24 protein-coding genes are annotated in these 26,305 nt (G+C 66.6%); 5 read left to right on the forward strand and 19 right to left on the reverse strand.

Annotated elements, in window-relative coordinates:
* Positions 1-3 precede the first annotated feature (3 nt).
* The 7 genes from ABZX86_RS09850 to ABZX86_RS09880 all read right to left on the reverse strand — a co-directional run bounded on the left by ABZX86_RS09850 (position 4) and on the right by ABZX86_RS09880 (position 7,130).
* Complete coding sequence (locus ABZX86_RS09850) at positions 4-1,146, reverse strand: ABC transporter substrate-binding protein (protein ID WP_355121911.1); 1,143 nt, start codon at positions 1,144-1,146, stop codon at positions 4-6.
* Positions 1,143-1,916 carry an ABC transporter permease subunit gene (locus ABZX86_RS09855; protein WP_355121913.1) on the reverse strand — a complete coding sequence of 258 codons (774 nt, stop codon included), beginning with the start codon at positions 1,914-1,916 and terminating at the stop codon, positions 1,143-1,145. The genes ABZX86_RS09850 and ABZX86_RS09855 overlap by 4 nt, the downstream gene beginning before the upstream one ends.
* Complete coding sequence (locus ABZX86_RS09860; RefSeq protein ID WP_355121915.1) at positions 1,913-2,764, reverse strand: ABC transporter ATP-binding protein; 852 nt, start codon at positions 2,762-2,764, stop codon at positions 1,913-1,915. Before ABZX86_RS09860 ends, ABZX86_RS09855 begins: the two co-directional genes overlap by 4 nt.
* Positions 2,761-3,729: an ABC transporter permease subunit gene (locus ABZX86_RS09865; protein ID WP_355121917.1), complete on the reverse strand. Its 969-nt coding sequence runs from the start codon at positions 3,727-3,729 to the stop codon at positions 2,761-2,763. The genes ABZX86_RS09860 and ABZX86_RS09865 overlap by 4 nt, the downstream gene beginning before the upstream one ends.
* Positions 3,730-3,817: 88 nt before the next feature.
* On the reverse strand, positions 3,818-4,855 hold the full coding sequence (locus ABZX86_RS09870; RefSeq protein WP_355121919.1) for a TIGR03842 family LLM class F420-dependent oxidoreductase: 1,038 nt from the start codon (positions 4,853-4,855) through the stop codon (positions 3,818-3,820).
* A gap of 20 nt (positions 4,856-4,875) precedes the next feature.
* The gene (hydA, locus tag ABZX86_RS09875; protein WP_355122597.1) at positions 4,876-6,297 is read right to left on the reverse strand and encodes a dihydropyrimidinase; all 1,422 of its coding nucleotides are present in this window, start codon (positions 6,295-6,297) and stop codon (positions 4,876-4,878) included.
* Positions 6,294-7,130 (reverse strand): nitrilase-related carbon-nitrogen hydrolase, encoded by an 837-nt coding sequence (locus ABZX86_RS09880; RefSeq protein ID WP_355121921.1) that lies wholly within the window; start codon positions 7,128-7,130, stop codon positions 6,294-6,296. The genes hydA and ABZX86_RS09880 overlap by 4 nt, the downstream gene beginning before the upstream one ends.
* A gap of 122 nt (positions 7,131-7,252) precedes the next feature.
* Between ABZX86_RS09880 and ABZX86_RS09885 the strand changes: the two genes are divergently transcribed.
* Positions 7,253-8,704 (forward strand): aminotransferase class I/II-fold pyridoxal phosphate-dependent enzyme, encoded by a 1,452-nt coding sequence (locus tag ABZX86_RS09885; protein ID WP_355121923.1) that lies wholly within the window; start codon positions 7,253-7,255, stop codon positions 8,702-8,704.
* Positions 8,705-8,709: 5 nt separating this feature from the next.
* Here ABZX86_RS09885 and ABZX86_RS09890 read toward each other — a convergent pair whose 3' ends face one another.
* The 3 genes from ABZX86_RS09890 to ABZX86_RS09900 are packed head-to-tail and all read right to left on the reverse strand — an operon-like array spanning position 8,710 to position 12,940.
* A complete protein-coding gene (locus ABZX86_RS09890) occupies positions 8,710-10,209 on the reverse strand; it encodes a serine/threonine-protein kinase (protein WP_355121925.1) in 1,500 nt (499 codons plus the stop codon).
* Between the two features lie 3 nt (positions 10,210-10,212).
* Entirely contained in the window at positions 10,213-11,439 is a 1,227-nt protein-coding gene (locus ABZX86_RS09895) for a hypothetical protein (protein WP_355121927.1), read from the reverse strand.
* 13 nt (positions 11,440-11,452) lie between these two features.
* Positions 11,453-12,940 (reverse strand): serine/threonine-protein kinase, encoded by a 1,488-nt coding sequence (locus tag ABZX86_RS09900; protein ID WP_355121929.1) that lies wholly within the window; start codon positions 12,938-12,940, stop codon positions 11,453-11,455.
* A gap of 245 nt (positions 12,941-13,185) precedes the next feature.
* Between ABZX86_RS09900 and ABZX86_RS09905 the strand changes: the two genes are divergently transcribed.
* Positions 13,186-13,596, forward strand: a complete 411-nt coding sequence (locus ABZX86_RS09905) for a hypothetical protein (protein ID WP_355121931.1) — start codon at positions 13,186-13,188, stop codon at positions 13,594-13,596.
* 51 nt (positions 13,597-13,647) lie between these two features.
* Here ABZX86_RS09905 and ABZX86_RS09910 read toward each other — a convergent pair whose 3' ends face one another.
* Positions 13,648-15,405 (reverse strand): ABC transporter ATP-binding protein, encoded by a 1,758-nt coding sequence (locus ABZX86_RS09910; RefSeq protein ID WP_355121933.1) that lies wholly within the window; start codon positions 15,403-15,405, stop codon positions 13,648-13,650.
* A gap of 85 nt (positions 15,406-15,490) precedes the next feature.
* On the opposite strand from ABZX86_RS09910, the gene ABZX86_RS09915 reads away from it, so the two are divergent.
* Positions 15,491-15,955, forward strand: coding sequence for a MarR family transcriptional regulator (locus ABZX86_RS09915; protein WP_355121935.1), 465 nt, complete (start codon positions 15,491-15,493; stop codon positions 15,953-15,955).
* Between the two features lie 91 nt (positions 15,956-16,046).
* Here the strand turns inward: ABZX86_RS09915 and arc are convergent, their stop codons facing one another.
* On the reverse strand, positions 16,047-17,807 hold the full coding sequence (arc, locus tag ABZX86_RS09920; protein ID WP_355121937.1) for a proteasome ATPase: 1,761 nt from the start codon (positions 17,805-17,807) through the stop codon (positions 16,047-16,049).
* Positions 17,808-18,050: 243 nt separating this feature from the next.
* Here arc and ABZX86_RS09925 point away from each other — a divergent pair, with 243 nt between their 5' ends.
* Positions 18,051-18,512 (forward strand): hypothetical protein, encoded by a 462-nt coding sequence (locus ABZX86_RS09925; protein WP_355121939.1) that lies wholly within the window; start codon positions 18,051-18,053, stop codon positions 18,510-18,512.
* Positions 18,513-18,610: 98 nt separating this feature from the next.
* On the opposite strand, the gene ABZX86_RS09930 is transcribed toward ABZX86_RS09925, so the two are convergent.
* Positions 18,611-19,444 (reverse strand): tRNA (adenine-N1)-methyltransferase, encoded by an 834-nt coding sequence (locus tag ABZX86_RS09930; protein WP_327139886.1) that lies wholly within the window; start codon positions 19,442-19,444, stop codon positions 18,611-18,613.
* An 89-nt stretch (positions 19,445-19,533) separates the two neighbouring features.
* Between ABZX86_RS09930 and ABZX86_RS09935 the strand changes: the two genes are divergently transcribed.
* Positions 19,534-20,442 carry a RecB family exonuclease gene (locus ABZX86_RS09935; RefSeq protein WP_355121941.1) on the forward strand — a complete coding sequence of 303 codons (909 nt, stop codon included), beginning with the start codon at positions 19,534-19,536 and terminating at the stop codon, positions 20,440-20,442.
* A 58-nt stretch (positions 20,443-20,500) separates the two neighbouring features.
* On the opposite strand, the gene hisG is transcribed toward ABZX86_RS09935, so the two are convergent.
* From hisG to ABZX86_RS09965, 6 genes are all read right to left on the reverse strand, one after another.
* Positions 20,501-21,352: an ATP phosphoribosyltransferase gene (gene hisG / locus ABZX86_RS09940; protein WP_355121943.1), complete on the reverse strand. Its 852-nt coding sequence runs from the start codon at positions 21,350-21,352 to the stop codon at positions 20,501-20,503.
* Between the two features lie 87 nt (positions 21,353-21,439).
* The gene (locus ABZX86_RS09945; RefSeq protein ID WP_355121945.1) at positions 21,440-21,703 is read right to left on the reverse strand and encodes a phosphoribosyl-ATP diphosphatase; all 264 of its coding nucleotides are present in this window, start codon (positions 21,701-21,703) and stop codon (positions 21,440-21,442) included.
* Positions 21,704-21,742: 39 nt separating this feature from the next.
* Positions 21,743-22,324 carry a TerD family protein gene (locus tag ABZX86_RS09950; RefSeq protein ID WP_327139890.1) on the reverse strand — a complete coding sequence of 194 codons (582 nt, stop codon included), beginning with the start codon at positions 22,322-22,324 and terminating at the stop codon, positions 21,743-21,745.
* A 257-nt stretch (positions 22,325-22,581) separates the two neighbouring features.
* Complete coding sequence (locus ABZX86_RS09955) at positions 22,582-24,384, reverse strand: choline/carnitine O-acyltransferase (RefSeq protein ID WP_355121947.1); 1,803 nt, start codon at positions 24,382-24,384, stop codon at positions 22,582-22,584.
* Positions 24,381-25,232 (reverse strand): class I SAM-dependent methyltransferase, encoded by an 852-nt coding sequence (locus ABZX86_RS09960; protein ID WP_355121949.1) that lies wholly within the window; start codon positions 25,230-25,232, stop codon positions 24,381-24,383. Before ABZX86_RS09960 ends, ABZX86_RS09955 begins: the two co-directional genes overlap by 4 nt.
* Positions 25,233-25,246: 14 nt before the next feature.
* Positions 25,247-26,065, reverse strand: coding sequence for an arpA protein (locus tag ABZX86_RS09965; protein WP_355121951.1), 819 nt, complete (start codon positions 26,063-26,065; stop codon positions 25,247-25,249).
* Between the last annotated feature and the right edge of the window lie 240 nt (positions 26,066-26,305).

Genomic DNA, 26,305 nt, shown 5'->3' on the forward strand with positions numbered 1-26,305 from the left:
GGGTTACTTGCCGCCCTCGGTGAGGGTTACCGGCTTGGCGCTGTAGCCACTGCCGGTGACATCGACATTCTGCGATTTCAGCAGGTCGAGGGCCTTGGCAGCATATTCGGTGGTGTACGCGGCGGCGTCCGGATCCTTGGTGAGCACAGTCGCGCCCTCCTGATTGCGGGTGGTCTTCGCAATAGCGACGGTGCGATCCCAGGCGGACTTGTCCACCATGCCGATGCCGTTGGGCGAGGGCCAGATCAGCTTGTTCACCTCGGTGATCTGCCACTCCTGATGACTCGCGCCGAGGGTGGAGCCGGCGGCAACCGTGATATCACGGCACTTGTCGACATTGTCGCGGCAGAAGGCCCACCCCTTGAGCGAGGCGGCGATGAACTTCACCGTCTGGTCGGCGTACTTGCTGTCCTTCAGCTTGTCGGTATTGGCCCAGATGGCATCCTGCAGCATGCCCACGCCCTGGTCGTTCCAGTCGATGAGATTGAAATCGTCCGGGGTGTACAGCTTTCCGGTGGCCGGATTCTTCACCTCCAGCAGCTGCGCGTACTCGTTGTACGACATCGCCTGTGCGGCATCGATATCGTGCGAGAGGAAGGCGTTCATATCGAACTGCTGCTGCACCAGTTTGACGTCCTTGGCGGGGTCCAGACCGGCCTTGGTCATCCCGGCGAAGAGCTCGAATTCATTGCCGTAGCCCCAGTTTCCGACCTTCTTGCCGCGCAGGTCGGCCGGGCTGTTGATACCGGTCGTCTTGAAGGAGACCTGTTTGGTGCCCGAGCGCTGGTAGATCTGCGCCACATCGGTAATGCCCGCTCCGGCCTCCCGCGAGGCCAGGGCCTTCGGCACCCAGGCGATGGCATAGTCGGCCTGCCCCTGTGCAAGGACGGTCTGCGGCACGATATCGGTTCCGCCGTCGAGGATGTCGACGTCGAGACCCTGCTCCTTGTAGAAGCCCTGGTCGACAGCGGCCAGATACCCAGCGAACTGCCCCTGTTTGAACCACTGCAGCTGCAGCTTCACCTTGGTGAGGCCGTCGGAGGTGGTGGTGCTGTCGGATGTGCTGCACGCCGTCAGTGCTGCCAGGCCCAGCACCGCGGCGGCCAGACAGGCCCGGAAGCGGTATTTGTGTGTGGTACTTCTCATTTGGATCTCCAGAGGGTGGTGCGGGGTCGGCGAGTGAGCTGTTCGAGTAGCAGCACGGCGGTCAGGAACAGCAGGCCCAGGATCATGGCGGCGGTGACATAGGCCCAGGCGCGTGGATAGGCGGTATTGGCGGCGGCGGAGGTGATGCGACTGCCGAGTCCGTGCTGCAGGCCGCCGAAGTATTCGGCGATGATGGCCGCGATCACGGCGCCCGGCGCGGCAATCCGCAAGCCGGTGAACAGGTGTGGCAGGGCGGCAGGCAGGCGGACGGTGCGGGTGATCTGCCAGCCGGTGGCGGCGTACGCGGTCATGAGGTCGGACTGCACCTGCGGTACCTGGCGCAATCCCCGGACGGTGCTGACGAATACCGGGAAGAACACCACGATCGCGGCGACCAGCCGGCGTGGGAAATCGGTGGTCGTGGAGTACATGGAGTTCAACAGCGGCGCGAGCGCCACGATCGGCACCGCCGCCGCGCCTGCCGAGAGCGCACCGAGCAGGCCGCCGACCACTTCGAACCGCACCGCCAGCATGGCCGCGGCGATACCGAGGAACGCGCCGACGAAAAGCCCTATGAGCGCATTGGTTCCGGTGGCCACGGCCGCCTTGGCGATGGCGTCGAAATTACTGGAGAAAGCATCGGCGATCGCCGACGGCGACGGCAGCAGGAAGGACGGCACCCCCGCCGCGACCGTGAGCAACTGCCAGAGCGCGAGCATGGTCACACCGAAGAGCACCGGCGGCAGGCCGGTTTTGAGTATGCGGGTCACCGGATATCCCGTCCCGCAGTGGTGTTCGGCTCGGTGCCGTGTCCTTGGTGCAGGGCGGCGCGCACGGCGGCGACCGCCGCGAAGAAGGCATCACTGGAGCGCACATCGGTCTCGGCGTGCCGGTCCCAGCCGCCGGTTTCCAGCACCGCGGTGATCCGCCCGGGTCGCGGTGTCATGACCACCACCCGATCGGAGAGGAATACCGCCTCGGGAATGGAGTGCGTGACGAAAATGACTGCGGCCCCGGTCTCTTCGGCAATGCGCAGCAGCTCGCCCTGCATGCGCTCGCGGGTCATCTCGTCGAGTGCCCCGAAGGGTTCGTCCATGAGCAGCAGCGGCGGTTTGCGGGCCAGGGCGCGGGCAATCGCGACGCGCTGCTGCATACCGCCGGAGAGCTCGCCGGGATAGCGGCGGGCGAAATCGGTGAGGCCGGTGATCTCCAGCAGTTCGGCGCTGCGGGCCCGGCGTTCGCGCTTGCCGATACCGTGCAATTGCAGCGGTAGTTCGACGTTTTCCTGCACGGTGCGCCAGTCCAGGAGTCCGGCCTGCTGGAAGGCGATGCCGTAGTCCTGATCCAGCCGGGCCTGGCGCGCGGACTTGCCGTGCACCACAACGGTTCCCGAACTCGGCTGCTCCAGGTCGGCGACAATGCGCAGCAGTGTGGACTTACCGCAGCCGGAAGGTCCGATGAGCGAGACGAATTCACCGGCGGCGACCGTCAGGCTCACCTCTTGCAGGGCGGTGACCGCACCGGCGGTGAAGATCTTGCCGACCGCGCTCAACTCCACGGCGGAGACGGAATCGGCTGGTGCGGGCGGCTCTTGGGCCAGGGATGCTTCGACGGTCACGGGGTACCTCCTGACGAACGGCCGCGGCTGTAGCGGCGCAGCGCGACCTCGGCCAGCCCGACCAGGGCGGTGAGCACCACGCCGAGCAGGGCGGCCGCGATGACAGCGGCATACAGCCGGGCGGCATTACCGGTGGACTGCTGGGAGAACACGATGATCTGGCGGCCGATGCCACCGGCTGTGCCGGTGGAGATCTCGGCGACCACCGACCCGATCACCGCCGCGGCCGCGCCCAGTCGCAGGGCGGGCAGCAGATAGGGCACGGAGGCGGGCAATCGCAGATGCAGCAGGGTGCGCCACCAGCCGGCCGCACAGCTGTGCAGCAGTTCCACCGAGGCCCTGGACGGCGATTGCAAGCCGCGCAGCATGCCGATGGCGACCGGGAAGAACACCAGGTAGGAGGCGATCACCACAATGCTCATCCAGGGCTGCCAGGGCTGCCCCGCGATATGGATGCGACCGCCCCAGCCCGCCACCAGCGGAGCGAGCGCGATCAGCGGAATCGTCTGGGAGACGATCACATACGGCAGCAGGCCGCGCTCGACCCACGCGAACCGCTGCATGAGCACGGCGAGCGCGATGCCCACCACGGTGCCCGCCACCAGGGCCAGCAGCGCCAGCCCGAAGGTGAATCCCGCCGTGTGCAGCAGGGTGGCGCCGACGGTGCGTTTCCCGTCGCGCTCGCCGAGCACCGTGAGCACCGCCCACACGTGCGGCAGTGCCCCGTCGGAGGTGCGCGGCAGCACCCGGGTGCTGCCGAGGCTGACGCCGTTGGCGGGCACCAGATCTTTCACCAGTTCCCAAGCGGCGAGCAGCAGGACGAATGCCGCCACGGGATAGCCCGCGCCGCGCAGCAGCGCCCTGCCGCGGCTGCGCGCGGACCCCGCGAATTCCGAGCGCGGCGGCAGCACCGCCGCCGCGAGATCGAGCACCGGCTCGGGCGCCACTGTTGTCGAGTCGGTCATAGTCGGTCGCCTGAGAAGCTCGGAGGCCACCGTCCGACGTGGCCGTAATTCTGTAGACGCGGCGAATCACGCACCGCTGTCACTGTTTTCACGAAGCACTCACTGTCGCCGTGACCGGATGTGCGAGGCGCGGAAGCACCGATTCGCCGTATGCCTCGAGCGTCGAGGTCTTGGCATCGTGCTGCAGATAGACCGCGAACTGGTCGACGCCGAGCGCCTCCAGTTCGCGCAATCGCACCAGATGCTCATCGGGACTGCCGATCAGGCAGAACCGATCCACGATGGAATCGGGCACGAAGTCGGCGTGCGTATTTCCGGCGCGCCCGTGCTGGTTGTAGTCGTAACCCTGCCGGCCCGCGATGTATTCGGTGAGCGCCTCCGGAACCTCGCTGTCGGCACCGTATTTGGCGACGATATCGGCGACGTGGTTGCCGACCATGCCGCCGAACCAACGGCATTGCTCCCGTGCGTGTTTCAGTCCCGGCACCGTCCCGTCGGTGATGTAGGCGGGGGCGGCGACGCAGATGGTCACCTCCTTCGGATCCCGTCCGGCGCGTTCGGCGGCGGCCCGGACCCGGGCGATGGTCCACGCGGTGATATCCGGATCGGCGAGCTGGAGTATGTATCCGTCCGCCACCTCACCGGTGAGATCCAGTGCGCGCGGGCCGTATCCGGCCACCCACACCGGCAGCCGCGAGGACTGCGCCCACGGCAGCCGGACGGTGGTATCGCCGATGGTGGCGGTGCGGCCGTTGCCGAGTTCCCGGATCACCTCGATGGATTCGCGCAGTGTCGCCAGATTGGACGGTCGCCCGCCGAGCGTGCGCACGGCCGAATCCCCGCGCCCGATACCGCAGATGGTGCGATTGCCGAACATCTCGTTCAGCGTGGCGAAGGTCGAGGCGGTCACCGTCCAATCCCGGGTGGCCGGATTGGTGACCATCGGCCCGACCACGACTTTCCGGGTGGTGGCCAGGATCTGGCTGTAGATCACATACGGCTCCTGCCACAGCAGGTGCGAGTCGAAGGTCCACACGTGCGAGAAGCCGTGTGTCTCCGCGATTCTCGCCAGTTCGACGACCCGTGAGGCGGGCGGCGTGCATTGCAGAACCACTCCGATATCCATGCGGGCACCCTCCGTTCGAATCAGATGAGGTTCTGGGACAGTTCGCGTTTCACGAAGCGGCCGTGACCGGCCGTGCCCAGGTACTGCCCGGCATCGATGACGACCCGGCCCCGCGAGAGCACCGTGTCCACATGCCCGTCGATCTCGAAGCCCTCGTAGGCCGAATAATCCATATTCATGTGATGGGTCTTGCCGAGCCCGATGCTGGTGTGCCCGTTCGGGTCGTAGATCACGATGTCGGCATCGGCGCCCGGGCTGATGACGCCCTTGCGCGGGTACATGCCGAACATGCGCGCCGGGGTGGTACAGCACACCTCGACCCACTTCTCCAAGGAGATGCGGCCGTCCTTCACACCCTGGAACATGAGGTCCATGCGGTGTTCGACGCCGCCGATCCCATTGGGGATCTTGCTGAAATCACCGACACCGAGATCCTTTTGCCCCTTCATGCAGAAGGGGCAGTGATCGGTGGCCACACTGGTGACATCGCCGGTGCGGAGGTATCGCCACAGCTCGTCCTGATGCCCTTCCTCCCGGGATCGCAGCGGTGTCGAGCACACCCACTTCGCGCCCTCGAAACCCGGTGCGCCCAACTGCTCTTCGAGCGACAGGTACAGATATTGCGGACAGGTCTCGCCGAAGACGTTCTGCCCCCTGCCCCGTGCGGTCGCGATCTGTTCGAGCGCCTGTTTGGCCGAGACGTGCACGACGTACAGCGGCGCACCGGTCACCTGCGCCAGCATGATGGCGCGGTGCGTGGCCTCCTCCTCCAATTGCCAAGGCCGCGAAGTGCCGTGGAAGTAGGGCGAGGTATCACCGCGCTGGATCGACTGCTCCACGAGCACATCGATGGCAATGCCGTTCTCGGCGTGCATCATCAGCAGGGCCCCGAGGTCGCCGGCGCTCTGCATGGCGCGCAGGATCTGCCCGTCGTCGGAGTAGAAGACACCCGGGTAGGCCATGAAGAGCTTGAAGCTGGTGACACCCTCGGACACCAATTCCGCCATGCCCTTGAGGGATTCGGCGTTCACGTCACCGATGATCTGATGGAATCCGTAGTCGACGGCGCATTTGCCCGCCGCCTTCTGATGCCACAGCGCCAGGGTGTCCTGCACGCGCTCGCCCGGCTTCTGGATGGCGAAATCGACAATGGTGGTGGTGCCACCCCACGCCGCGGCCCGGGTCCCGGTCTCGAAAGTGTCCGAGGCCTCGGTGCCGCCGAACGGCATCTGCATATGCGTATGGCCGTCGACACCACCCGGAATCACATACTTGCCGGTGGCGTCGATGACGGTATCGGCGGCCGCGGCGAGATCGCTGCCGAGCGCGGTCGAGCCCGGTTGCACCACCGCCGCAATGGTTTCGCCGTCGACCAGGACGTCGAGCAGCTGGGAACCGGTGGTGGACACCACCGTTCCGCCGTGAATGAAAGTAAGCATCAGGGGTTCACCAGCGGTCCGTAGGCGTCCGGGCGGCGGTCGCGATAGAAGGCCCAGCGGTCGCGCACCACCTTGATCAGATCCATATCGAGGTCGCGGACCACGAGTTCGGGGCTGGTGTCCGAGGCCACCTCACCGACGAACTTGCCCTCCGGGTCGACGAAGTAGCTGGTGCCGTAGAAATCGTCGTCACCGAGCTCTTCGATGCCGACCCGGTTGATCGCCCCGATGTAGTACTCGTTGGCCACCGCCGAGGCGGGCTGCTCGAGCTTCCACAGATAACTCGACAGCCCGCGCGAGGTGGCCGAGGGATTGAAGACGATCTCCGCGCCCGCCAGGCCCAGCGCCCGCCAGCCCTCCGGGAAGTGCCGGTCGTAGCAGATGTACACGCCGACCTTGCCGACCGCGGTATCGAAGACCGGCCAGCCCAGATTGCCGGGCCGGAAGTAGAACTTCTCCCAGAAGCCGGTGACCTGGGGAATGTGGTGCTTACGGTATTTGCCGAGGTAGCTGCCGTCGGCGTCGATGACCGCGGCGGTGTTGTACAGCAGGCCGGACTGCTCCTGCTCGTACACCGGCAGCACCATCACCATGCCGAGTTCCCGCGCCAGCGCCGCGAACCGGTCTACCGTGGGACCGGGCACCGATTCCGCGTAGTCGTAGAACTTGGCGTCCTGGACCTGGCAGAAATAGGGGCCGTAGAACAGCTCCTGGAAGCAGATCACCTTGGCTCCGGCCGCGGCGGCCTGCCGCGCATAGTCCTCATGCGCCTTGATCATGGATTCTTTGTCGCCGGTCCAGTTCGTCTGGACCAGCGCAGCTCGAACGATTGCCATACTTTGTGATACTGCACCCGAAACGAATTTCGTTGTGTTACAAGTTGACGGAAACAGTTTCGTGACCGTAAATCCTGGGGGCAGTGGCGGTCACTTCGTATGCGCCGACGCAGAATGGCACTGTGACAACGGAACTCGGCCCGGCGACTGCCGACGGCGCATCCGGCGCCGCGGCGGCCCCCACGGGCCCGGCGGTCGCCGAGTTCCTGGCCGGTGTGCACGATCGCACCGCGGCCGGTATCGCCGCCGCCGTCAGTCACCGCATCCGCTCCGGGGCGCTCGCGCCCGGCACCCGCCTGCCCACCGTGCGCGAGGTCGCACGCGCTCTCAAGGTCTCCCCCGCCACGGTCAATCAGGCCTGGCGGGCGCTGGCCGGGGCCGGGGCCATTGTGGCGCGCGGGCGGGCCGGAACCTTCGTGGGCACGCCCCCACCGCCCGTACCCCTCACCGCGGCGAGCCGGTACCAGCGACTGCACTCGCAGTCCGATAAGAATTTCCGCATCGACCTCTCGCGCGGCATCCCCGACCCCGCGCTGCTGCCCGACCTCACCTCGGCGCTGCGGGTGCTGGGCGGTGACGATGCCATCGACGATCTGTCGGCCACCTATCTGGGCGAGGCGGTGCTGCCCGAACTCGAGGCCACCGTGCGCGCCGACTGGCCCATGCGCGCCGAACGCTTCACCGTCCTGGACGGCGCGCTCGACGCCGTCGACCGCCTGCTCGCCGCCCACGTCCGCCTCGGCGATGCGGTACTCGTCGAGAATCCGTGCTTCCCGCCCTTCCTCGACCTGCTCTCCCGCATCGGAGCCCGGGCGATCCCCGTCGGCATGGACGAATCCGGCCTGCTGCCCGCCGAACTCACCCTCGCCCTCGACCGCTACTCCCCCACGGCCCTGCTCCTGCAGCCGCGCGCCCAGAACCCCACCGGCGCTTCACTTTCCGCCCGCCGAGTCCGCGAACTCACCGATATCCTCACGGACGTCGACCTGCTCATCATCGAGGACGATCACTCCGACGGTATCGCGCACTCCCCGTTGCGCTCCCTCGGCAGCCGTCTCCCCCGCCAGGTCGTCCACATCCGCTCGTACTCCAAATCCCACGGCGCCGACCTGCGCCTGGCGGTCGCCGGCGGCCCCGCCGAATTCCTCGACCCCCTCATCGAACGCCGCATGCTCGGCCCCGGCTGGACCAGCCGCCTGCTCCAACGCGTCCTGCTGCACATGCTCACCGACGAAACCGCCCGCACCACGGTCGCCACCGCCCGCACCACCTACCGCCTCCGCGCCGATCTCCTCCGCACATCGCTGTCCCGCCACGACATCCACCTGCCCCGCGGCGACGGCATCAACCTCTGGCTCCCGGTAGCCGACGAAAACGCTGCCATGATCTCCCTGGCCGCCGCCGGCATCAAAGCCGCCCCCAGCGCCCCCTTCGAAGTCGCCGATCGCCCCCGCACCGACCACCTCCGCCTCACCATCGCCGCCCTCCAGACCACCGAAATCCGGGAAATCGCAACCCATCTCGCCGCAGCCGCCGCAGCCGCCCCCACCTACCGCCGCATCCGCCGCGCCTGAACCGTTCAGAGCGGTGCGGCCGGCCACCAGTGATCGGCCAGATCCTGACCGGTGGCGCCGCCCCAGGCTTCGAGGCGGCAGAAGCTCCGTGCGGGGTCGTCGAATCGAATGTCCAGCATGCCCGTTCGCTGGCCGTCGACATCATCGCCGCGACCGGAACCCGTGCCGATCCCGGTGCCCCACACCATGCGGCCGGTGCCACTGGGACGTTGCCACTGCTGATCACCCAGCACGCTTTCGGCCCCGTCCACATCGATGGCCATGGCCGCGCGATCGACATTGCAATCCACGAACAGCCAATCCATGGGGTCGCCGTTACCATTGCACCGCATACTCGCGACGGCGCCCAGCGGCGCCGTGGTACCGACCGTCGCCCGATCGGCACCGATCGGGGTACAACGGATCTCTTGATAGCCGCTGTCCATCGGAGTCGGCGGGAGCAGGGCGGGAAATGCCTGCACGATGAAGCCGTACGCGCCCCAGGATCTGATGCCGTCGAGCGCTGCCGACGCGCTCGGGGCCGTACTCGGAGCGATCGGCGATACCGGTGCGCTCGCGAGCCACTGTCCCTGCCACACAACGGCAGTCGCCGCGACCAGTACCGTCACACCGGCGAACGCCAGTGCGCCGAGCACCGTCCGCCGCCCGGCGCGCCGCGCCACACGACCGTCGAGCGCCGCTGCGGCAGCCTGTGCGAGCGCCCCCGCGGAGTCGTAGCGCCGCCGCGGGTCCTTCGCCAGCGCGCGGGCGATCACCGCATCGAACGATGCGGGCAGGTCCGGATTTCGCCGCGAGGGCCGAGGCGGCGGCTCCTTCAGGTGCGCCCGGATCTGCGCTGCCGGGCTCGATCGCGGGAAAGGTACTGTCCCGGTGAGCAACTCGAACAGTGTGCAGCCCAGCGCATACACGTCCACCCGATGATCGGCGGGGTCACCGGCCAGTAATTCCGGTGCGGCGTAGTCGAGCGTCGCGAGCACCGAGCCCGCCTCGGTCAGCGCCTCGGTATCGGCCATCGGCCGGGCCACCCCGAAGTCCGATATGTACACCGGATCCGGCTCCCCGGGCCGCGATTCGAGCAGGATGTTGGCCGGTTTCACATCTCGGTGCAGCAGGCCGGCCAGGTGCGCCTCGTCCAGGCCTCGGGCGGCCTCGGTCACAATCCGCACCGCCTCACCGGCCGGCACACCCGCCGGAGACCGCCGGATCAAAGCGGCGGCGTCGATACCGTCGACGTACACCATGGCGAGCCACAGGCATCCGCGTTCGATGCCACGGTCGTACACTCGCACGATATTCGGATGTTCCAGCCGGGCAACCAATTCCGCCTCGCGCACGAACCGGGCGGTGAACTCGTCGCTGCCGCCGGGGGCCAGCACCTTCAGTGCGTCATGTCGCGGCAGGCGCGGATGCGCCGCCAGATACACCGTGCCCCGGTCGCCACTGCCGAGCCTGCGTTCGAGGCGGTATCCGGCGAATATCTCGCCGGGTGCGGGTGTCACTGCCACTGGTTATCCGCCGTTCACGAGCAGGCCGTACTGCGCGGCCGCGCGCTGTCGAATATCGGTGAGGTCGGGGCCGACGAGCATCGCCTGATATCGCTCGTGGAGCACACGGCAGCCGAATCTGAGGAGCCCCTGCATGGCGGGGGCTGTGTCCTCCGCGCAGTAGATATCCGGCACACCCGCCGGACCCGGGACGGCCCGCTTGCTCGGGGCCGACGCATAGCCGCGAACAGCCCGGTCGTAGTCGGTGCGGGCCGCCGCGGCGCTCGAATATCGTGCGAGGGAGGTCAATCCGATGACGGCCTCCAGCTCGATATGCCGGTCCCGCTGGGGGCGGTCGTCCCACAGGCGCGCGGCGCGCGGGCCGTACACCACCCCCTCGCCGCGAATCACCTGATCCCAGCTCGCATCCCGCTGCGGAGTGTTGACGACCACGATCGGATACGGCCAGTGGCCGGGAGCCTCCGGTACGATCCGCCGCAGCATGCCGTCCCGATCGATCGGCAGGTCGGCCAGCCGATCTCGCGGGGTAGCGGCGAACTCGCGCAATCGGGGCAACTGCGCGTCGAATGCCTTGCGCGCCAGCTCTGTCAGCGCAGTCGCATCCGGCGCGATCTCACCGGCGTACAGGGTCGCCACAAACACGCCGTCGGCGACGGTCGCCGCTGCGGTCGGCACTGCCGGACGCCAATGTGCGTGCGCGGCCGGGTATCCCGGCACCGGTATCGCCACATTCAGCGGGCTCTGCGCCGAATCGACGGCATCGATGTCCTGTGCGGCCCGCTGCGCCGATCCCTCGTCCGGGAACCGGAGGATGAGCAGCGACAGCACCTTGGCCTGTCCCACCACCGGATTCGGCGCATCCGAGGCCTCCGTGGCGCCGACCGCCGCTCCGGCAAGCATCCCTTCCCGTTCGAGTACCGCGCGCACGGGCGCGGCCAGCAGCAATGTCGCTTTGGCGGCGGTCGGCAGCAGGTGCACGGCGAACGCGCCGAGCGTGCCCGTCAGCGCTGGATCGGCTTCCACGGGATCGATCAGCGCCTCCGCCATACGGGTGGATTCGACTACTCGCCCGTACTTCTCACTACCCGCGGGCTCGTCCAGCGGATGAATACTGAACGCACCCACATCCAATGAGTTCGGATCGGGATACTGCGGGGCCGGTCTGCCCTGCACCGTGCACGCGGTAGCGAGCAGAAGGCCGCCCAGCACCAGCGCTACAGTGCGCCGCACGCGAGAATCCCTGTCAGAGCGGCGCATTCGGCCACCAATTGGCACGCAGTTCGGCACCCGTGTCCGTATTCCCGTACACCGCGAGGCGGCAGAAGTTGCGGCCGGGATCATCGAAGTAGATGTCGAGCACCCCCTGGTTCCGATTGTCCACCACGGTTCCGGTGCCACGCAGGACACCGGTACCCCAGAACAGGTGTCCCGAACCAGAAGCGCGAGACCACCGCTCGTCGCCCTCCGCCCGGGAGATTCCGAAATCGGGCGAGATGGGCGAACGGTCGGCATTGCACGTCACATACAGCGAGTAGACCGGATCGGAATTGCCCACGCAGTACAGCTGCCCGACCGGAACGGCGGTACTCCAGGACGGGTCGGACTGCGCACCTATCGGAATACAACCGGTCAGCTCCTGGTAGCCACCGCCATAGGGCGTCGGCGGCAGCAGATTCGGGAAGGTCTGCGCCATATAGGCATAACTGCCCCAGTACGCCGGATCGATGGTGCCGGTCACCGGGCGGTTCGACGCGGCCGGAACCGGCTGCGGCGTATTTCCGGCGAGCAGCCGCACGGCCGCGAATCCGGTACCCGCCACCACTACCGCGATCACCGCGGCCGCGAGGCCCCGGCGCCGGCCGCGGGCCGCTGCCCTCCCCGGAATCGGCTCCACCACACCGGCCAGCGCTGCCTGCGCCGCCGTCGCGAGCTCGCCGCAGCTGCCGTATCTTTCAGCCGGGCGCTTGGCCATCGCCCGGGCGACCACCGCGTCGAATCCCGCCGGAACCAGAGGATTCACGGCCGACGGCCGTGGCGGATCCTCATGCATATGCGCGTAGATGAGCGAACCCGTCGTCTCACGAACGAACGGCAGCACTCCGGTCAGCATCTGGAACAGGGTGCAGCCCAATGCGTAGACATCCGCGCGATGATCGATCGGTCCGTCGTCGAGTTGCTCGGGGGCCGCGTACGACAGGGTTCCGGTGAATCCGCTGTCTATGGTCGCCAGAGCGGAATCTTCTGCGGTACGGGCAATTCCGAAGTCGGTCACCAGCACGCGATCGGGGCGGCCCGGCTGCTCGTCGATGAGGACATTGGCGGGCTTCACATCCAGGTGCAGCAGCCCCGCCCTGTGCAGTTCATCGAGTCCCCGCGCCACCTCGGTGAGCACGTGCACGGCCGCCTCGGGGGCCACCGGACCGCGCCGGATCAACTGCGAGAGATTCACTCCGGCCACATACTGCATGGCGATCCAGAGCCGGCCGTCCTGTTCACCACGATCATGGACGGCGACCAGATTCGAATGGCGCACGCGTGCCGCGATCTCCGCTTCCCGCAGGAAGTCGGCACGGAACCGCTCACCGCGCGAGCGCTCCGCCGAGAGCACCTTCACCGCATCCTGACGCGGCAGGCGAGGATGCCGACCGAGATAGACCGTTCCCATACCGCCGGAACCCAATTCGCCCACAATGCGGTACCCCGCGAACGTCACACCCGGGCCGATTTCCAACAGGGACTCCCCTCCCAGTCACACCCGCGCACCGAAACAATGTGTGTGGCAACAGGTATGGACGGCACTCTAACACCGCCGATCGGTGGCGCGCCCGATCGCGCCACCACCCCTCCCCGCCTCCATATAATGTGACCCGCGCCACATTTTTTGAGTCGTCCATTCCATATCACGTAACAGCAGGGCAGTCGTAGGACGATTCCCTCCTCGAGGCAGAACATCAACGACGATCGATGGAGGGGCATATGAAGACGATCATTCGAGGCGTTGTCGGACTCGCCGCCACCGCCGCCGCGACAGGAACGCTGCTGGCCGCGGGTACCGGCGTCGCCGCCGCGGACGACTGGCCGGTGCAGAACCCCAACAGCCCGGTAGAGGTATACGAGGCCACGGGCTTTCTCACGCCGGACAATCCCGCGTACTGGAATCCGCTGGATTCCCGGCAACGGCTGACCTCGCCCTACGGCAACAGCACGCGCGTGGTCTGCACTGCTTTCCATGGCGTCACCATGAGCTGCTGGCAGGCCGATCAGGATGGCAATCCGCACCAGCTCACCCGGCTGCCGTTCAATTTCCCCAATTTCACCGGCTCGAGCGCCCCCGGCGGTGGCCCCAGCCACTTCGTCTACCCCGGCTTCATCCCCGGCATCAACTGAGACATGGCAAGGGCGCGCCTCCCGATGGGAGGCGCGCCCTTGCTTTTTCGGTCAGGCGACGGCGAGGACTTCGTCGCGGGCCAGGAGGTCGGCGTAGAAACCGTTGTGTGCCAGGAGTTCCGCGTGGGTGCCGCGCTCGGCGATCCGGCCGTGATCGAGTACCGCTATCTGGTCCGCGTCTCGGATCGTCGAGAGCCGGTGCGCGATGGTGATGGTGGTTCGCCCGGCGGACAGGGCGTCGATGGCTTCCTGGACCTCGCGCTCGGTGCGGGTGTCGAGGGCACTGGTGGCCTCGTCCAGGACCAGGATCGGCGGATTGCGGAGGATGGTGCGCGCCACCGCGAGTCGCTGCTTCTCACCACCGGAGAAGCGGTAGCCGCGCTCGCCGACCATGGTGTTGTAGCCGTCCGGGAGACCGGAGATGTGGTCGTGGATCTGTGCGGCGCGGGCCGCGGCGTGCAATTCCTCGTCTGTCGCATCGGGTTTGGCGAAGCGCAGATTGTCCGCGACCGAGGCGTGCAGCAGGTAGGTCTCCTGGGAGACGACCCCGACCGTGGCCGAGAGATCGGCGAAGCTCATGTCCCGCACATCGATTCCGTCGATGGTGACACGACCGGAACCGACATCGTAGAGTCGCGCCGCCAGGTATCCGAGTGTGGTCTTGCCGGAGCCGGTCTCACCGACCAGCGCCAGACTGGTGCCGGCGGGGACGCTGATATCGATGTCCTCCAGCACCTTCCGATCGGCGTCGTAGGAGAAGCCGACCTGCTCGAAGCGCACCGCGCCGACCACTCCCCCGGCGGGCAGGACCGCGGGCTTGTCCGGCTCGGCGATATCGGGCCGCAAATCCAGGTATTCGAAGATCCGCCCGAACAGCGCCAGCGAGCTCTGCACTTCCACACCGGTGGAAAGCAATTGGACCGCGGGCCGCAACAGCCCGGACTGCAGGGTCGTGAAGGCGACCAGGGTGCCGATGGAGACGAGTTGATGTCCGGAGGCCGAGGTCAGACCGGCCGCCCAGTACACGATCGCGGGCATGGCCGCCATGACGATGGTGATGGTCGATTGCCGCCAGCGCCCGGCCATTCCGGAGCGGATCTCCAGATCCACCAGACCCCGCGATTCCCGGGCGAAGTCGGCGATCAGGGCGGGCGAGCGACCCATGGTGCGGCCCAGCAGGATTCCGCTCACCGACAGCGACTCTTCGACAATGGCCGACATTCCGGCCAGTTGCTTCTGCCGCTCACCGGTAATGCGCCGGCGCTCGGACCCGACGCGGCGGCTGATCCAGACGAAGAACGGCAGCATGACCAGCGAGACCACCGTCAGCCGCCAGTCCAGGGCGATCATGGCGATCACGGCCGCGAGCACCGAGGTGAAGTTGGCGATCAGCGAGGTCGCGGTCGAGGTGACCGTCGACTGCATGCCGCCGATGTCATTGGCGATGCGCGACTGCACCTCACCGGTGCGGGTCGTGGTGAAGAACGACAGTGGCATGGACTGCAATCGTGCATAGACCGCAGTGCGCAGATCATGCATGACCGACTGCCCGACCGCGGTCGAGAGATAGGTCTGCCAGACGCCGAACACCGCGGTCAGCGTCGTGACGGCGATCATGCCGAGGGCCAGCAGCGTCAGCAGCCCGGTGCGGCCGTGCGGAAGCGCGTCGTCGAGGACCGCTCGCAACATGAACGGCGAGGCCAGGCCGACGATGGACGACAGCGCGACCAGCACGCCGACCAGCGCGAGCCGGGAACGATAGGGATGGAACAACCGGAGTATCCGGCGAAGTTCGGATCGGGCAGCCATAGGCGCCTCCTTCCAGCGGAACTTCCCCTCATAACTGAGCTTGACTCACAATTATTCCATACAACTGTGAGCTATGCTCAGCATTATGGAGAAAGCATCCGACAGCGACCTCCCCGACCTGTTCCTGCGCACCGCCAAACGCATCCGGCACGCCCAGCTGGCCGACCTCGCCCCCCTCGGCCTCACCCCGGGTCAGGGTCGCGCCCTGCGCATTCTCGACCGCGCCGGCGAACCCCTGCGCATGTCCGCCCTCGCCGAACGCCTCGGCATCGTCCCCCGCTCCGCCACCACCGTGGTCGACACCCTCGAAGCAGCGGGGATGGTCACCCGCGCCACCGACCCGGCCAACCGCCGCGCCACCCTGGTCTCACTCACCGACGCGGGCCGCGCCGCCCTCACTCACATGTCGGACGCCCGCCGCCGCGCCGCCCGCGACCTGTTCGCCGGCCTTCCCCCGGACCGCCGCGAAACGCTCCGCGAGATCCTGGCGGAACTGGACACTGCCGGATCGGGCGTAGTTACCAAACCTCAGACACACAGCGTTGGGTAACCGCGTTCGTCCCGCAGCGATCCACAGAACCCAGGACGCACGCGAAAGGGCCGCGCTTCCAACGGAAGCGCGGCCCTGACGATTCGGCGGTTTACAGGTACTGGCCGGTGTTCGACTCGGTGTCGATCGCGCGGCTGGCACTGGCGTTCTTGCCGGTCACCAACGTGCGGATGTATACGATCCGCTCGCCCTTCTTACCCGAAATACGAGCCCAGTCATCAGGATTCGTGGTGTTGGGCAGATCCTCGTTCTCGGCGAACTCATCCACGATGGAGTCGTAGAGGTGCTGAATCCGCAGACCGGGGGTACCGGTGTCGAGGACGGACTTGATGGCGTACTTCTTGGAGCGGTCCACGATGTTCTGGATCATGGCGCCGGAGTTGAAGTCCTTGAAGTACAGGACCTCCTTGTCACCGTTGGCGTAGGTGACCTCCAGGAAGCGGTTGTCCTCACTTTCCGCGTACATGCGCTCCACGACGTGTTCGATCATGGACTTCACGCACTTGTCGCGCTCGCCGTTGAACTCGGCGAGATCGTCGGCGTGCAGCGGCAGCGTCGAGGTCAGGTACTTCGAGAAGATGTCCTGTGCCGCTTCGGCATCCGGCCGCTCGATCTTGATCTTCACGTCCAGGCGGCCGGGCCGCAGGATGGCCGGGTCGATCATGTCCTCACGGTTGGAGGCGCCGATGACGATGACGTTCTCCAGGCCCTCGACACCGTCGATCTCCGACAGCAGCTGGGGCACGACCGTGGTCTCCACATCGGAGGAGACACCGGACCCGCGGGTGCGGAAGATCGAGTCCATCTCATCGAAGAACACGATCACCGGAGTGCCCTCGGAGGCCTTCTCACGAGCCCGCTGGAAGATGATCCGAATGTGGCGCTCGGTCTCACCCACGAACTTGTTCAGCAGTTCGGGACCCTTGATGTTCAGGAAGAACGATTTGGCTTCCTTGGCATCCTGACCGCGCGCCTCGGCAATCTTCTTGGCGAGGGAGTTGGCAACGGCCTTGGCGATCAACGTTTTACCGCAACCGGGCGGGCCGTAGAGCAGCACACCCTTCGGGGGACGCAGCGCGTACTCACGGAACAGATCCTTGTGCAGGAAGGGCAGTTCCACCGCATCGCGGATCTGCTCGATCTGCCGACCCAGGCCACCGATATCGTGGTAGTCGACGTCCGGCACTTCCTCGAGCACGAGATCTTCGACCTCTGCCTTGGGAATTCGCTCGTAGGCGAAGCCGGCCTTGGTATCGACCAGCAGCGAATCACCCGGCCGCAGTTTGCGAATGGGGCGATCCGGATCATCGAGATTGTCGGCTTCGGCGAGTTCGGACAGCGGCCCGGACAGCCACACCACCCGTTCCTCGTCGGCATGGCCGACCACCAGTGCTCGACGACCGTCGTCGAGAATCTCGCGCAGCGTGCCAAGTTCGCCGATTTTATCGAAAGGACCAGCCTCGACCACGGTCAGCGCTTCATTGAGACGCACGGACTGGCCGTAGATGAGGGTGGTGGTGTCGATATTCGGCGAGCACGTCAGGCGCATCTTGCGTCCTGAGGTGAACACGTCGACCGTCTGATCCTCGTAGACACCAAGCAGGACACCGTAACCGCTCGGCGGCTGACCGAGCCGGTCCACTTCCTCACGGAGAGCGACGAGTTGCTGCCGCGCCTCCTTGAGGGTGTCCATCAGTTTGGTGTTGCGAATTGTCAGCGAATCAACGCGCGCTTCCAATTCCCGTGAGTGATCCGGCGAGTCGGCGAGTTGCCTCCGGAGTGCAGCCGCCTCGGCTCGTACAGCCTCGAGTTCCCTCCAGGCCGCCGAATCCGAATTTTCGATGGGGCTCATAATGCTGCTCCTCCCAGTCCCGGTCTACCAACGCTACCGGGGAATACCCAATCTCGCTTTCCGACATGGTTTCGTCGTGATCACATCTAGGCGGCGGCTGCCGACCCGGGTGAACATGTTAGCCTGCCCTAACATATTACCGGCGAGTTAATCGCCGGCCGAGCCGAAAGGGTGCCGTCGATGCTCCTTCCCACCAGCCGGACTCCTCGTATGCGTAACGCCACGAGGACGCTTCGTGTTTCCGTGGCTACCGTTGCGGCGGCCGTCGCCGTTACCGCCACTCTGGCGGGCTGCGGCTCCGATGACAAGAATTCCGCCGCTGCCACCTCGACCGCCACGACCAGTGCCGCGGTGGTGGCCACCGCGCCGGCCCCGACCGCGGACCAGCTCCAGGCCGTGCTGACCGCCTTCGCCGATCCGGCGAAGCCCGCCGCCGACAAGGCGAAACTGGTGGTCGACGGCGATAAGCGAATTCCACTGATCGAGACCATGAATCAGGGTCTGGCGAACTACGCGGTGACCTTCGCGGTCACCTCGATCACGAACAACGGCAATCAGGCCGATGCCAAGGTGACGGTCGGTTCCCCGCACGGCAGCATGCCGGATGTGCCGATGAGCTTCCAGTACGTGGACGGTTCCTGGAAGCTCGCCGACTCCGGCGCGTGCACCATCCTCGGCATGGCCCGCGCCGCCTGCCAGCCCTGATCACCTCCGGGCGATCGAAGCCGTTCCGGCCGAGCTGAATTCGACCGTGCCCCCTTCCGCGTGGAAGGGGGCACGGTGCCGATGCGGCCGCGCGGCTCTCAGCCCTTCGAGGGCCGCCGCTGCGGCTTGGGCGCCATCGCACCCTCGGCGAGGCGGCGAGCGCTCACCAGGAAGGCCGTATGGCCCTGCATACGGTGCTCCGGGCGCACGGCCAGGCCGACCACATGCCAGCCGCGCACGATGGATTCCCACGCGCGGGGTTCGGTCCAGCACTCCTGCCTGCGCAGATGCTCGACGACCTCGGACATCTGCGTGGTGGTGGCGACGTAGACCATGAGCACGCCGCCGGGGACCAGCGCCTTGGAGACCGCGTCCAGGGTGTCCCACGGCTTGAGCATGTCCAGGATGATCCGGTCCACCTGCTCACCGGAGTATTCGGCGACATCGCCGAGGGTCAGCTCCCAGTTGTCCGGGCGTTCGCCGAAGAATCGCTCGACATTGCGCACCGCGTGCTCGGCGTGATCCTCGCGGATCTCCCAGGAGATGACCTTGCCCTCCGGGCCGACTGCGCGCAGCAGCGAGCAGGTGAGCGCCCCCGAGCCCGCGCCGGCCTCGAGCACCTTCGCACCGGGGAACACATCACCCTCGTGCACGATCTGCGCGGCGTCCTTGGGGTAGATGACCGCCGCGCCGCGCGGCATGGACAGCACGTAGTCGGTCAGCAGCGGTCGCAGCGCGAGGTACGGGGTGCCCTTCACGGAATTGATCACGGAGCCCTCGTCGGCGCCGATCAGTTCGTCGTGGGCGATCTGGCCGGCGTGGGTGTGGAAGGAACCACCCTCCTCCAGGATCACCGTGAACTTGCGCCCCTTGGCGTCGGACAGCTGTACCCGGTCACCGATCTGGAAGGGCCCGGTCCGTCTGGCCGTCATGAATCTCCGTTCGCTCTGTACTGTCGCTGCGATATTGCTGCGCGGATGTCGTTCACACCTTGTCGGTGTGTGCGTTTAGCCTGCCAGGTATGTCGGTACCCGCGATCACTACCCCGGACTCCGCGGGCGCAACGCCGCGCAGGCTCGCACTCTCGCCTTCGCGCGCAATGGATTTCAAACAGTGCCCCCTGAAGTATCGACTCCGCGCCATCGACCGGATTCCGGAGCAGCCCTCCCGCGTCGCGGTGCGCGGGACGCTCGTGCACGCGGTGCTGGAAGCACTCTTCGGACTCCCCGCCGCCGAGCGCGATATCGCCCATGCGGCCGAGCTGATCCCACCCGCGTGGACCCATGTCCTCGAGTCCCGCCCCGAGGCCGTGGACCTGATTGCCGAAGATGAGCTGGATATCTTTCTCGCCGAGGCCTACGACCTCATGCAGGCGTACTTCCACCTCGAGGATCCGACCGCGTTCGATCCGCAATCGCTCGAGGCGTTCATCGAAACCGAGCTGCCCGACGGCACGCCACTGCGCGGGTTCGTCGACCGGATCGATCGCGCACCGACCGGCGAACTGCACGTCATCGACTACAAAACCGGTCGCTCCCCCGCCCCCGACCGCGAGACGCGCGCCCTGTTCCAGCTCAAGTTCTACGCCCTGGTCCTCATGCGCACCCTCGGTTCCGCCCCCGCGCAACTACGCCTGATGTACCTGGCCGATGAGCAGATTCTCACCTACGAGCCCGATGCCGATGAGTTGCTACGTTTCGAACGCATCCTCTCCGCCCTCTGGGTGGCCATCGACTCGGCCGCCAAGACCGGCGACTTCCCACCCACCAAATCCTGGCTGTGCAAGTACTGCGAATACAAACCCCTCTGCCCCGAATTCGGCGGCACCCCACCACCTTTCCCCACACCGAACCAGGCCGTCGATGCCCTCACCTCGGCGCAGCCGGCCGCGGTCCCGACACCGGACCAGGCGGCGGAACTGGACCTCTAGGGACGAGTCGAGCCCGCTGCACAGTGGCAGCGGGCTCGAATCGTGTTGAGGCTCAGGCTCAGAAGGCGCGGCAGGACCGGATATCGGTGGCGAGAATGGCTTTCGCGCCGAGGTCGGCCAGTTTGTCCATGAGCACATTGCCGCTCTTGCGCGGTACCAGCGCGCGCACGGCGACCCAGTCGGGATCGGTGAGCGGGGAGACGGTGGGCGACTCCAGGCCCGGGGTGATCTCGACCGCGGCGTCCAGCAGCGACTTGGGGCAGTCGTAGTCCAGCATCAGGTACTGCTGGGCGAAGACCACACCCTGGATGCGGGCAACCAGCTGATTGCGGGCCTTGTCACGCTGATCGGCGTCCTTGGCCTCGATGAGCACACCCTCGGAGTCGCACAGCGACTCACCGAAGGCGACCAGATTGTGCTGCCGCAGTGTGCGACCGGAGCCGACCACATCGGCGATGGCATCGGCCACACCGAGCTGGATGGAGATCTCGACCGCACCGTCGAGGCGAATGACCTCGGCCTCGATACCGCGGGCCGCGAGGTCCGCCAGCACCAGATTCGGGTACGAGGTGGCAATGCGCTTGTCGTAGAGGTCCTCGACCTTCCACTCCTGCCCGGCGGGCGCGGCATAGCGGAAGGTGGAGGCGCCGAAGCCGAGGGCGAGGCGTTCCTGCACCCGCGCACCGGAATCGAGTGCGAGGTCGCGACCGGTGATGCCGAGGTCGAGCTCACCGGAGCCGACGTAGATGGCAATGTCCTTGGGACGCAGGAAGAAGAACTCGACCTGATTGATCGGGTCGAGGACGGTCAGATCGCGGGAATCCTTGCGGCCGCGGTAACCGGCCTCGCCGAGGATGGCAACGGCCATCTCCGATAGCGAACCTTTATTTGGGACGGCGACGCGAAGCATAGATGTTCCTTTCGGGACGGGTGGCGGGACGTGAAGACAGTGGACGCGGGGTCGTCGGCCGCACGGGCTGTGCGGTGAAACGGCGCATCACAGATGTCGGTACACGTCTTCGAGCCGCAAGCCGCGGCCCACCATCAGCACCTGAACCCAATAGAGCAGCTGGGAGATCTCCTCCGACAGCGACTCATCACTCTCATGCTCGGCGGCGATCCATACTTCACCGGCCTCTTCCAGTACCTTCTTGCCCTGCGCATGGACACCGGCATCCAAGGCGGCGACGGTGCCGGACCCCTCGGGTCGGGTGACAGCACGATCCTGCAGCTCGGCGAACAGGGCTTCGAAAGATTTCACGGTGAGTCATTGTCGCAGACCGTCCCGGTGAAACCGTGCTCAGCCCATGGCAAAGCGCAGCAGCGCCTGCATATCACCCTGCTTGACCTTGCCCTTGCGATCGAGCACCTGCAATTGCCAGGTCTGACCGGCGCGAACGGCGCGGGCGATGGCATTGGCGTTCTCGGCGCCGAGCAGTGAGGGCCAGACATCGGCAACCTGCTGGCTGCTGCCGCCGGTGGCGTCGTAGATCTTGAAGGAGACATTGTTGGCGCGTTCGAAGGAGCTGCCCTTTTTGAACGCGGCGGCCACGAAGACGATCTGATCGATGACGGGCGGGATATCGGCGAAGGTGACGTGCACGGTCTCGTCATCGCCGGAGGCCGCGCCGGTCTGCTCATCGCCGGTGTGCAGGACGGAGCCGTTGCCGAGCGGGTCGAGGGAGTCCAGTCCGGCGAAGCGCACGGGATCGCCGCCCTGCACGAGCACTGCGATGAGGTCCAGGTCGACGCCGCGCTTGCGGCGCGCGATACCGAGCAGTCCGCCGCTGGTGCCCGAGGAGGGATCCCAGCTGACTCCGACACTCATCTTGGTGATGCCGCCGAGATCTGCTGCGTCGTCTTCTTTCCGAAGCGTAATCACAACGGCCACAGTACAGACAAATCGGACAGCGCTGGCGGGCATCGAATCCCGCGCTGCGGCTGTAACTCAGACCACTGCCGCGCCTGTAACTCGGGCCGCCGCCATGCCGATACGAATTGCAGGACAGTAGCTATCAGATGCCGGCTACCAGATCTTCGCCCGTAGCGACGGGCGAGACAGACGGGTCCGGGGCCTCAGCCCCGGCACCGAGAACGGCCTTACCGGACATTGCCCGTCCGGGAAGGCCGTTCTTCCATTCAGGACCGCAGCAGTGTCTCCAGTTCGGCTGCGGCCGTGCGCAATTGCCCCGCGAAGGTGTGCATCTCCTGCGCCACCGATTTCGGCGTGGCCAGATAGAGGTTCCAGCGGTCGGGCAGCAGCACGTAGGCGATGCCGATGCATTTCTGGCTGGTGGAGCCGAAACCGAAGTACTGGATATTCACCGACGGCGCGGAGCTGGTGCTCAGATAGTCGTCGCGAGAGATGATCCAGCCCGGACTGTCGTAGAACGCCATCGGTGCGGTCGCACCGAGTTCCGCGCCATGGCGGCGCTGCCGCAGCTGCAGTTCCCACAGATGCTGTTCGGGAGCTTCCCCGCGCTGGCACTCCTGCGCCCGCCGCACGTGCGCCTCGGCGGCGGTCCGGGCGGCGGCGCGCTTGCCGTCGGTATCGACGGCCGGATCTACCATGGCGGCAACAAAATCCAGCACCTCCTGGGTCACCACGCGCATGGCCTCGGTGCGGCCGCTGCGGTACTGACGGGTGGCGATGGATTCGTAGGTCGCACCGGTGAGTCCCTTGCTGCGCCGGTGGGCGAGCTGATAACTCAACTGCGCGAAGGCATCCGGGGAGATGCCGAGCTTCTTGATCTGGCTGGTGCCGAAGTCGAACGACACCGTGGAGGTGGCATTGTCCGCCGCGTACTGCGCGAAAGCGGCTGCGGCGGAGGCGACCTCGGCCTGCTGCCCGATATCGAGGCTGAATTCCACCGGCTCGATGGCCGGCAGGCCCTGCGGCTGCGCACCGGCCTGGGCGGCGTGGTCGGCCACCGGGGTTTCCAGCAGCGTATCGACGAAGGACAGGATGGTGGTGCCGTCCAGGCCGCAGTGCTCGATATTGATGCCCGCCTGCCCGTCGGCGAAGACGATGAACGACACCGCCTTGTCGAACCAGCGATTACCGCTGTCCCCGTGCAGCAGTTGATCACACGCGTGCAGGGTGTCGCGCGGTGTGAAATCCTCCAGGCAGACACAGAACAGCGCGGTTTCGATGGTCTCGAAGGCCGCGGCATTGGCGGGCAGCAACTGCGCGCGCACCGGCGCCCAGTCCTTGCGCGCCAGCGTGGTGAGGTGTCCGGCCGAGGTATTGGTCGGCGCGCGCCGAGCCCCGGCCTTCATCACCGCGTGCAGTCCGGCGCCCAGGTCCTCGGGTGTATACGGGACGCCGTCGGGGCCGAGGGCATCCATGCGGAACATATTGCCGCGGTAGAAGACAATGATGTGCCGCGCCTGTGAATGCCCGGGCCATTCGGCGCTGTAGGGCACCCGGACGGTGTCCTGCGGGTCGCCGGGAATACGGGTCTCGGAGAACAGGAACTTGTTCTGCGCCATATTGAGTTGCTGCCCGCGCTGGGTGACCGGCGGAATCTCCTCCGCGTCCAGCCGCAGCTTGTAGTTCACGGCCGCGGCGACCAGTGCGGCGGCCCGCTGCGCCTGCCCGGCGGTGGTGGAGGCGGCCAGCACCGTGTCCTCGCGGAACAGGAAGAAGAAGTTGGCGTTCAACGCGATTCGGTCACGCCGGCCCAGATAGCGGGCAGGCCAGAATTCGTCCAGCCAGCTCCCGGTCTCCGGCTCGGCGTCGAATCGCTGTAGATCCGCGTGCAGGACGCGGGCCGGGCTGTCGGGGCGCAGCAGAACCTCGACGGCGGCCGCCGTGGCGGCGTACTCGTCGCTGGAAAGCAGCGGCGCACACCAGTGCAGAAACCGCGAGCAGCTCTCTTCGAGAGTCGGCAGCGGCACTTTCGGCAACTGGTCGTCGTGGGCGAAGGTCCGTTCGCTCAATGCGTGTCCTCGTGGTCGATGGATAGGTTCGGGGACGGTCGGGACAGGTAGAGCTGTGCGTAGAGCCAGCCCTCGGCTTCGTAGCCGAGGGTGTCGATGCCATTGGCCTCGAGCGCACCGCACACCTGCGCCTGCTCCTCCGGCGAGGCGAAGCGCCGCTGCTTGAAGGCGCCCGGCGCGCGTTCGGTGCGGTAACCGAGCGCGGCCAGATGTGCGGCAATGGGTTCGAACGAGAACATGCGCAGCACGAAATGCGCCATCCAGGGCAGCTTTCCACCGTGCGCGCGGGCCACGCGCAGCAGGGTGCGTTCGGTGACATAGCCGACGCAGCCGGTCGAGATGACCAGGTCCGCGGTGGCCAGCGTGCGGCGCTGCGCCTCGGTGGGCTCGGCGCTCTCCAGATCCGCGTGCACGGTGGCGTGCAGGAATCCGGCGGCGCGGGCGTAATCGAGTGCGGGACTGGAGGCGTCCATGCCGAGGAAGCGCACGCCGGGCAGCAGGTCGTGCTCGGTCAGCAGGCTGCGATCCGCGGTGACGAGATCGGCGGCCGCGATGCTCGGATCCCGGTACCGCGCAGCCAGTTCGGTCATGCCCATATCCAGGCGCAGCAGGGCCGCGTTCACGCCGTACGAGCAGCCGATATCGAGCACCGTGGGCGTGGCGATGCCGGTGGCGGCGCGATGGTCGGCAATGAGCTGTTCGAAGTGTGGTTTGGCCAGTTCCGGTATCCGGTAGTCCAATTCGGACATGCGGGCGTAGTACGCACGGGGGTCGGGACGGTCGTAGATATCGTCGAACGACGCTTTCCCGGTGCTGTGCAACACGGTGCTGTTTGCCGGAGCGGGCACGAGCGGTCCTCTTCTCAGTCGAGCAGTGTGTCGCCGCGGACAGCATCGGCCGCGAGGTGATCGGGCAGAACACGCCCGAACAATTGCCGGGTGCGCTCGGCGGTGCCGATCACTCCCGTGGAGTCGCTGTAGGCGAAAATCGCCGAATGCCGCTGCACTGTCCCGCCGACCGGCGCGACGCGGTGCAGCGAGAAGCGCCCCTGGAACAGTTGCAGGTCGCCGGGGCGTAGCTCGAGGCTGCGGATAAGCTGCGCGCCGTCGCCGTCCAGCACCGCGCGGACATCCTCGAGGTGCTCCGCATCGCGTGAGCGAATATTGGGGCAGTACTCGAAAACCCCGCCGCTCTGGGGCTCCTGGGTGAGCATGCTGACGGTGAACTCGTTGGTGTCGAAGTGCCAGGGGTGCGACATGCCCGGAGCCACGACATTGAGGCAGAGCCCGGCCAGCGGGTCGGTGTACTCGTGCAGTTCGGCGAGTCCGAAGCAGTCCGCGACAAAGCGCTGGAAGCGCGGGTCGGTGTACAGCCGGTGGATCAGCGCGTCCCGGGGAATCAGATCCCTTGCCACGAAGGCGTTTCCGCGGCGCAGCACAATGCGGCCGGGATGGCCGTCGGGCAGGTCGGTATCCAGCGGAATGTTGTAGGCATTGACGTTCTCGACCGTGTAGTAGGCATGCGGCGCCAGTGCCACGCCCTCGGTGCGCAGGGTATCGACCTGTTCGGGCCGGATGAAGCCGCGCAGTACGGTACAACCGTCGGCGGCCAGCTCCGCCCGCGCGGTGCGTATTGCCGCGGCCCACCCGTCACTACCGGGCGCATGCAGTGGATAACGCACGGTGTCCACACCTGGGACAGACGCGCCCGCACCCCCGGAGCCGTCCGTATCGCACACGTCTACCCCACCCCCTGTCGCAACCATGACGGACATTCTTGCCTCGAAAGCGGACGACACGCCCGGGATGCATCGGGATTGTGAGTATTCACTTTTCCTGTGCACCAATAGTTTTCATGTGCCACCGACCGGTTGGGATTTCTCACACACCGGATGCTCGGCGGTAGCCACACCTGCGGTCGC

The organism is Nocardia sp. NPDC006630 (assembly GCF_040611495.1).
Classification (GTDB): domain Bacteria; phylum Actinomycetota; class Actinomycetes; order Mycobacteriales; family Mycobacteriaceae; genus Nocardia.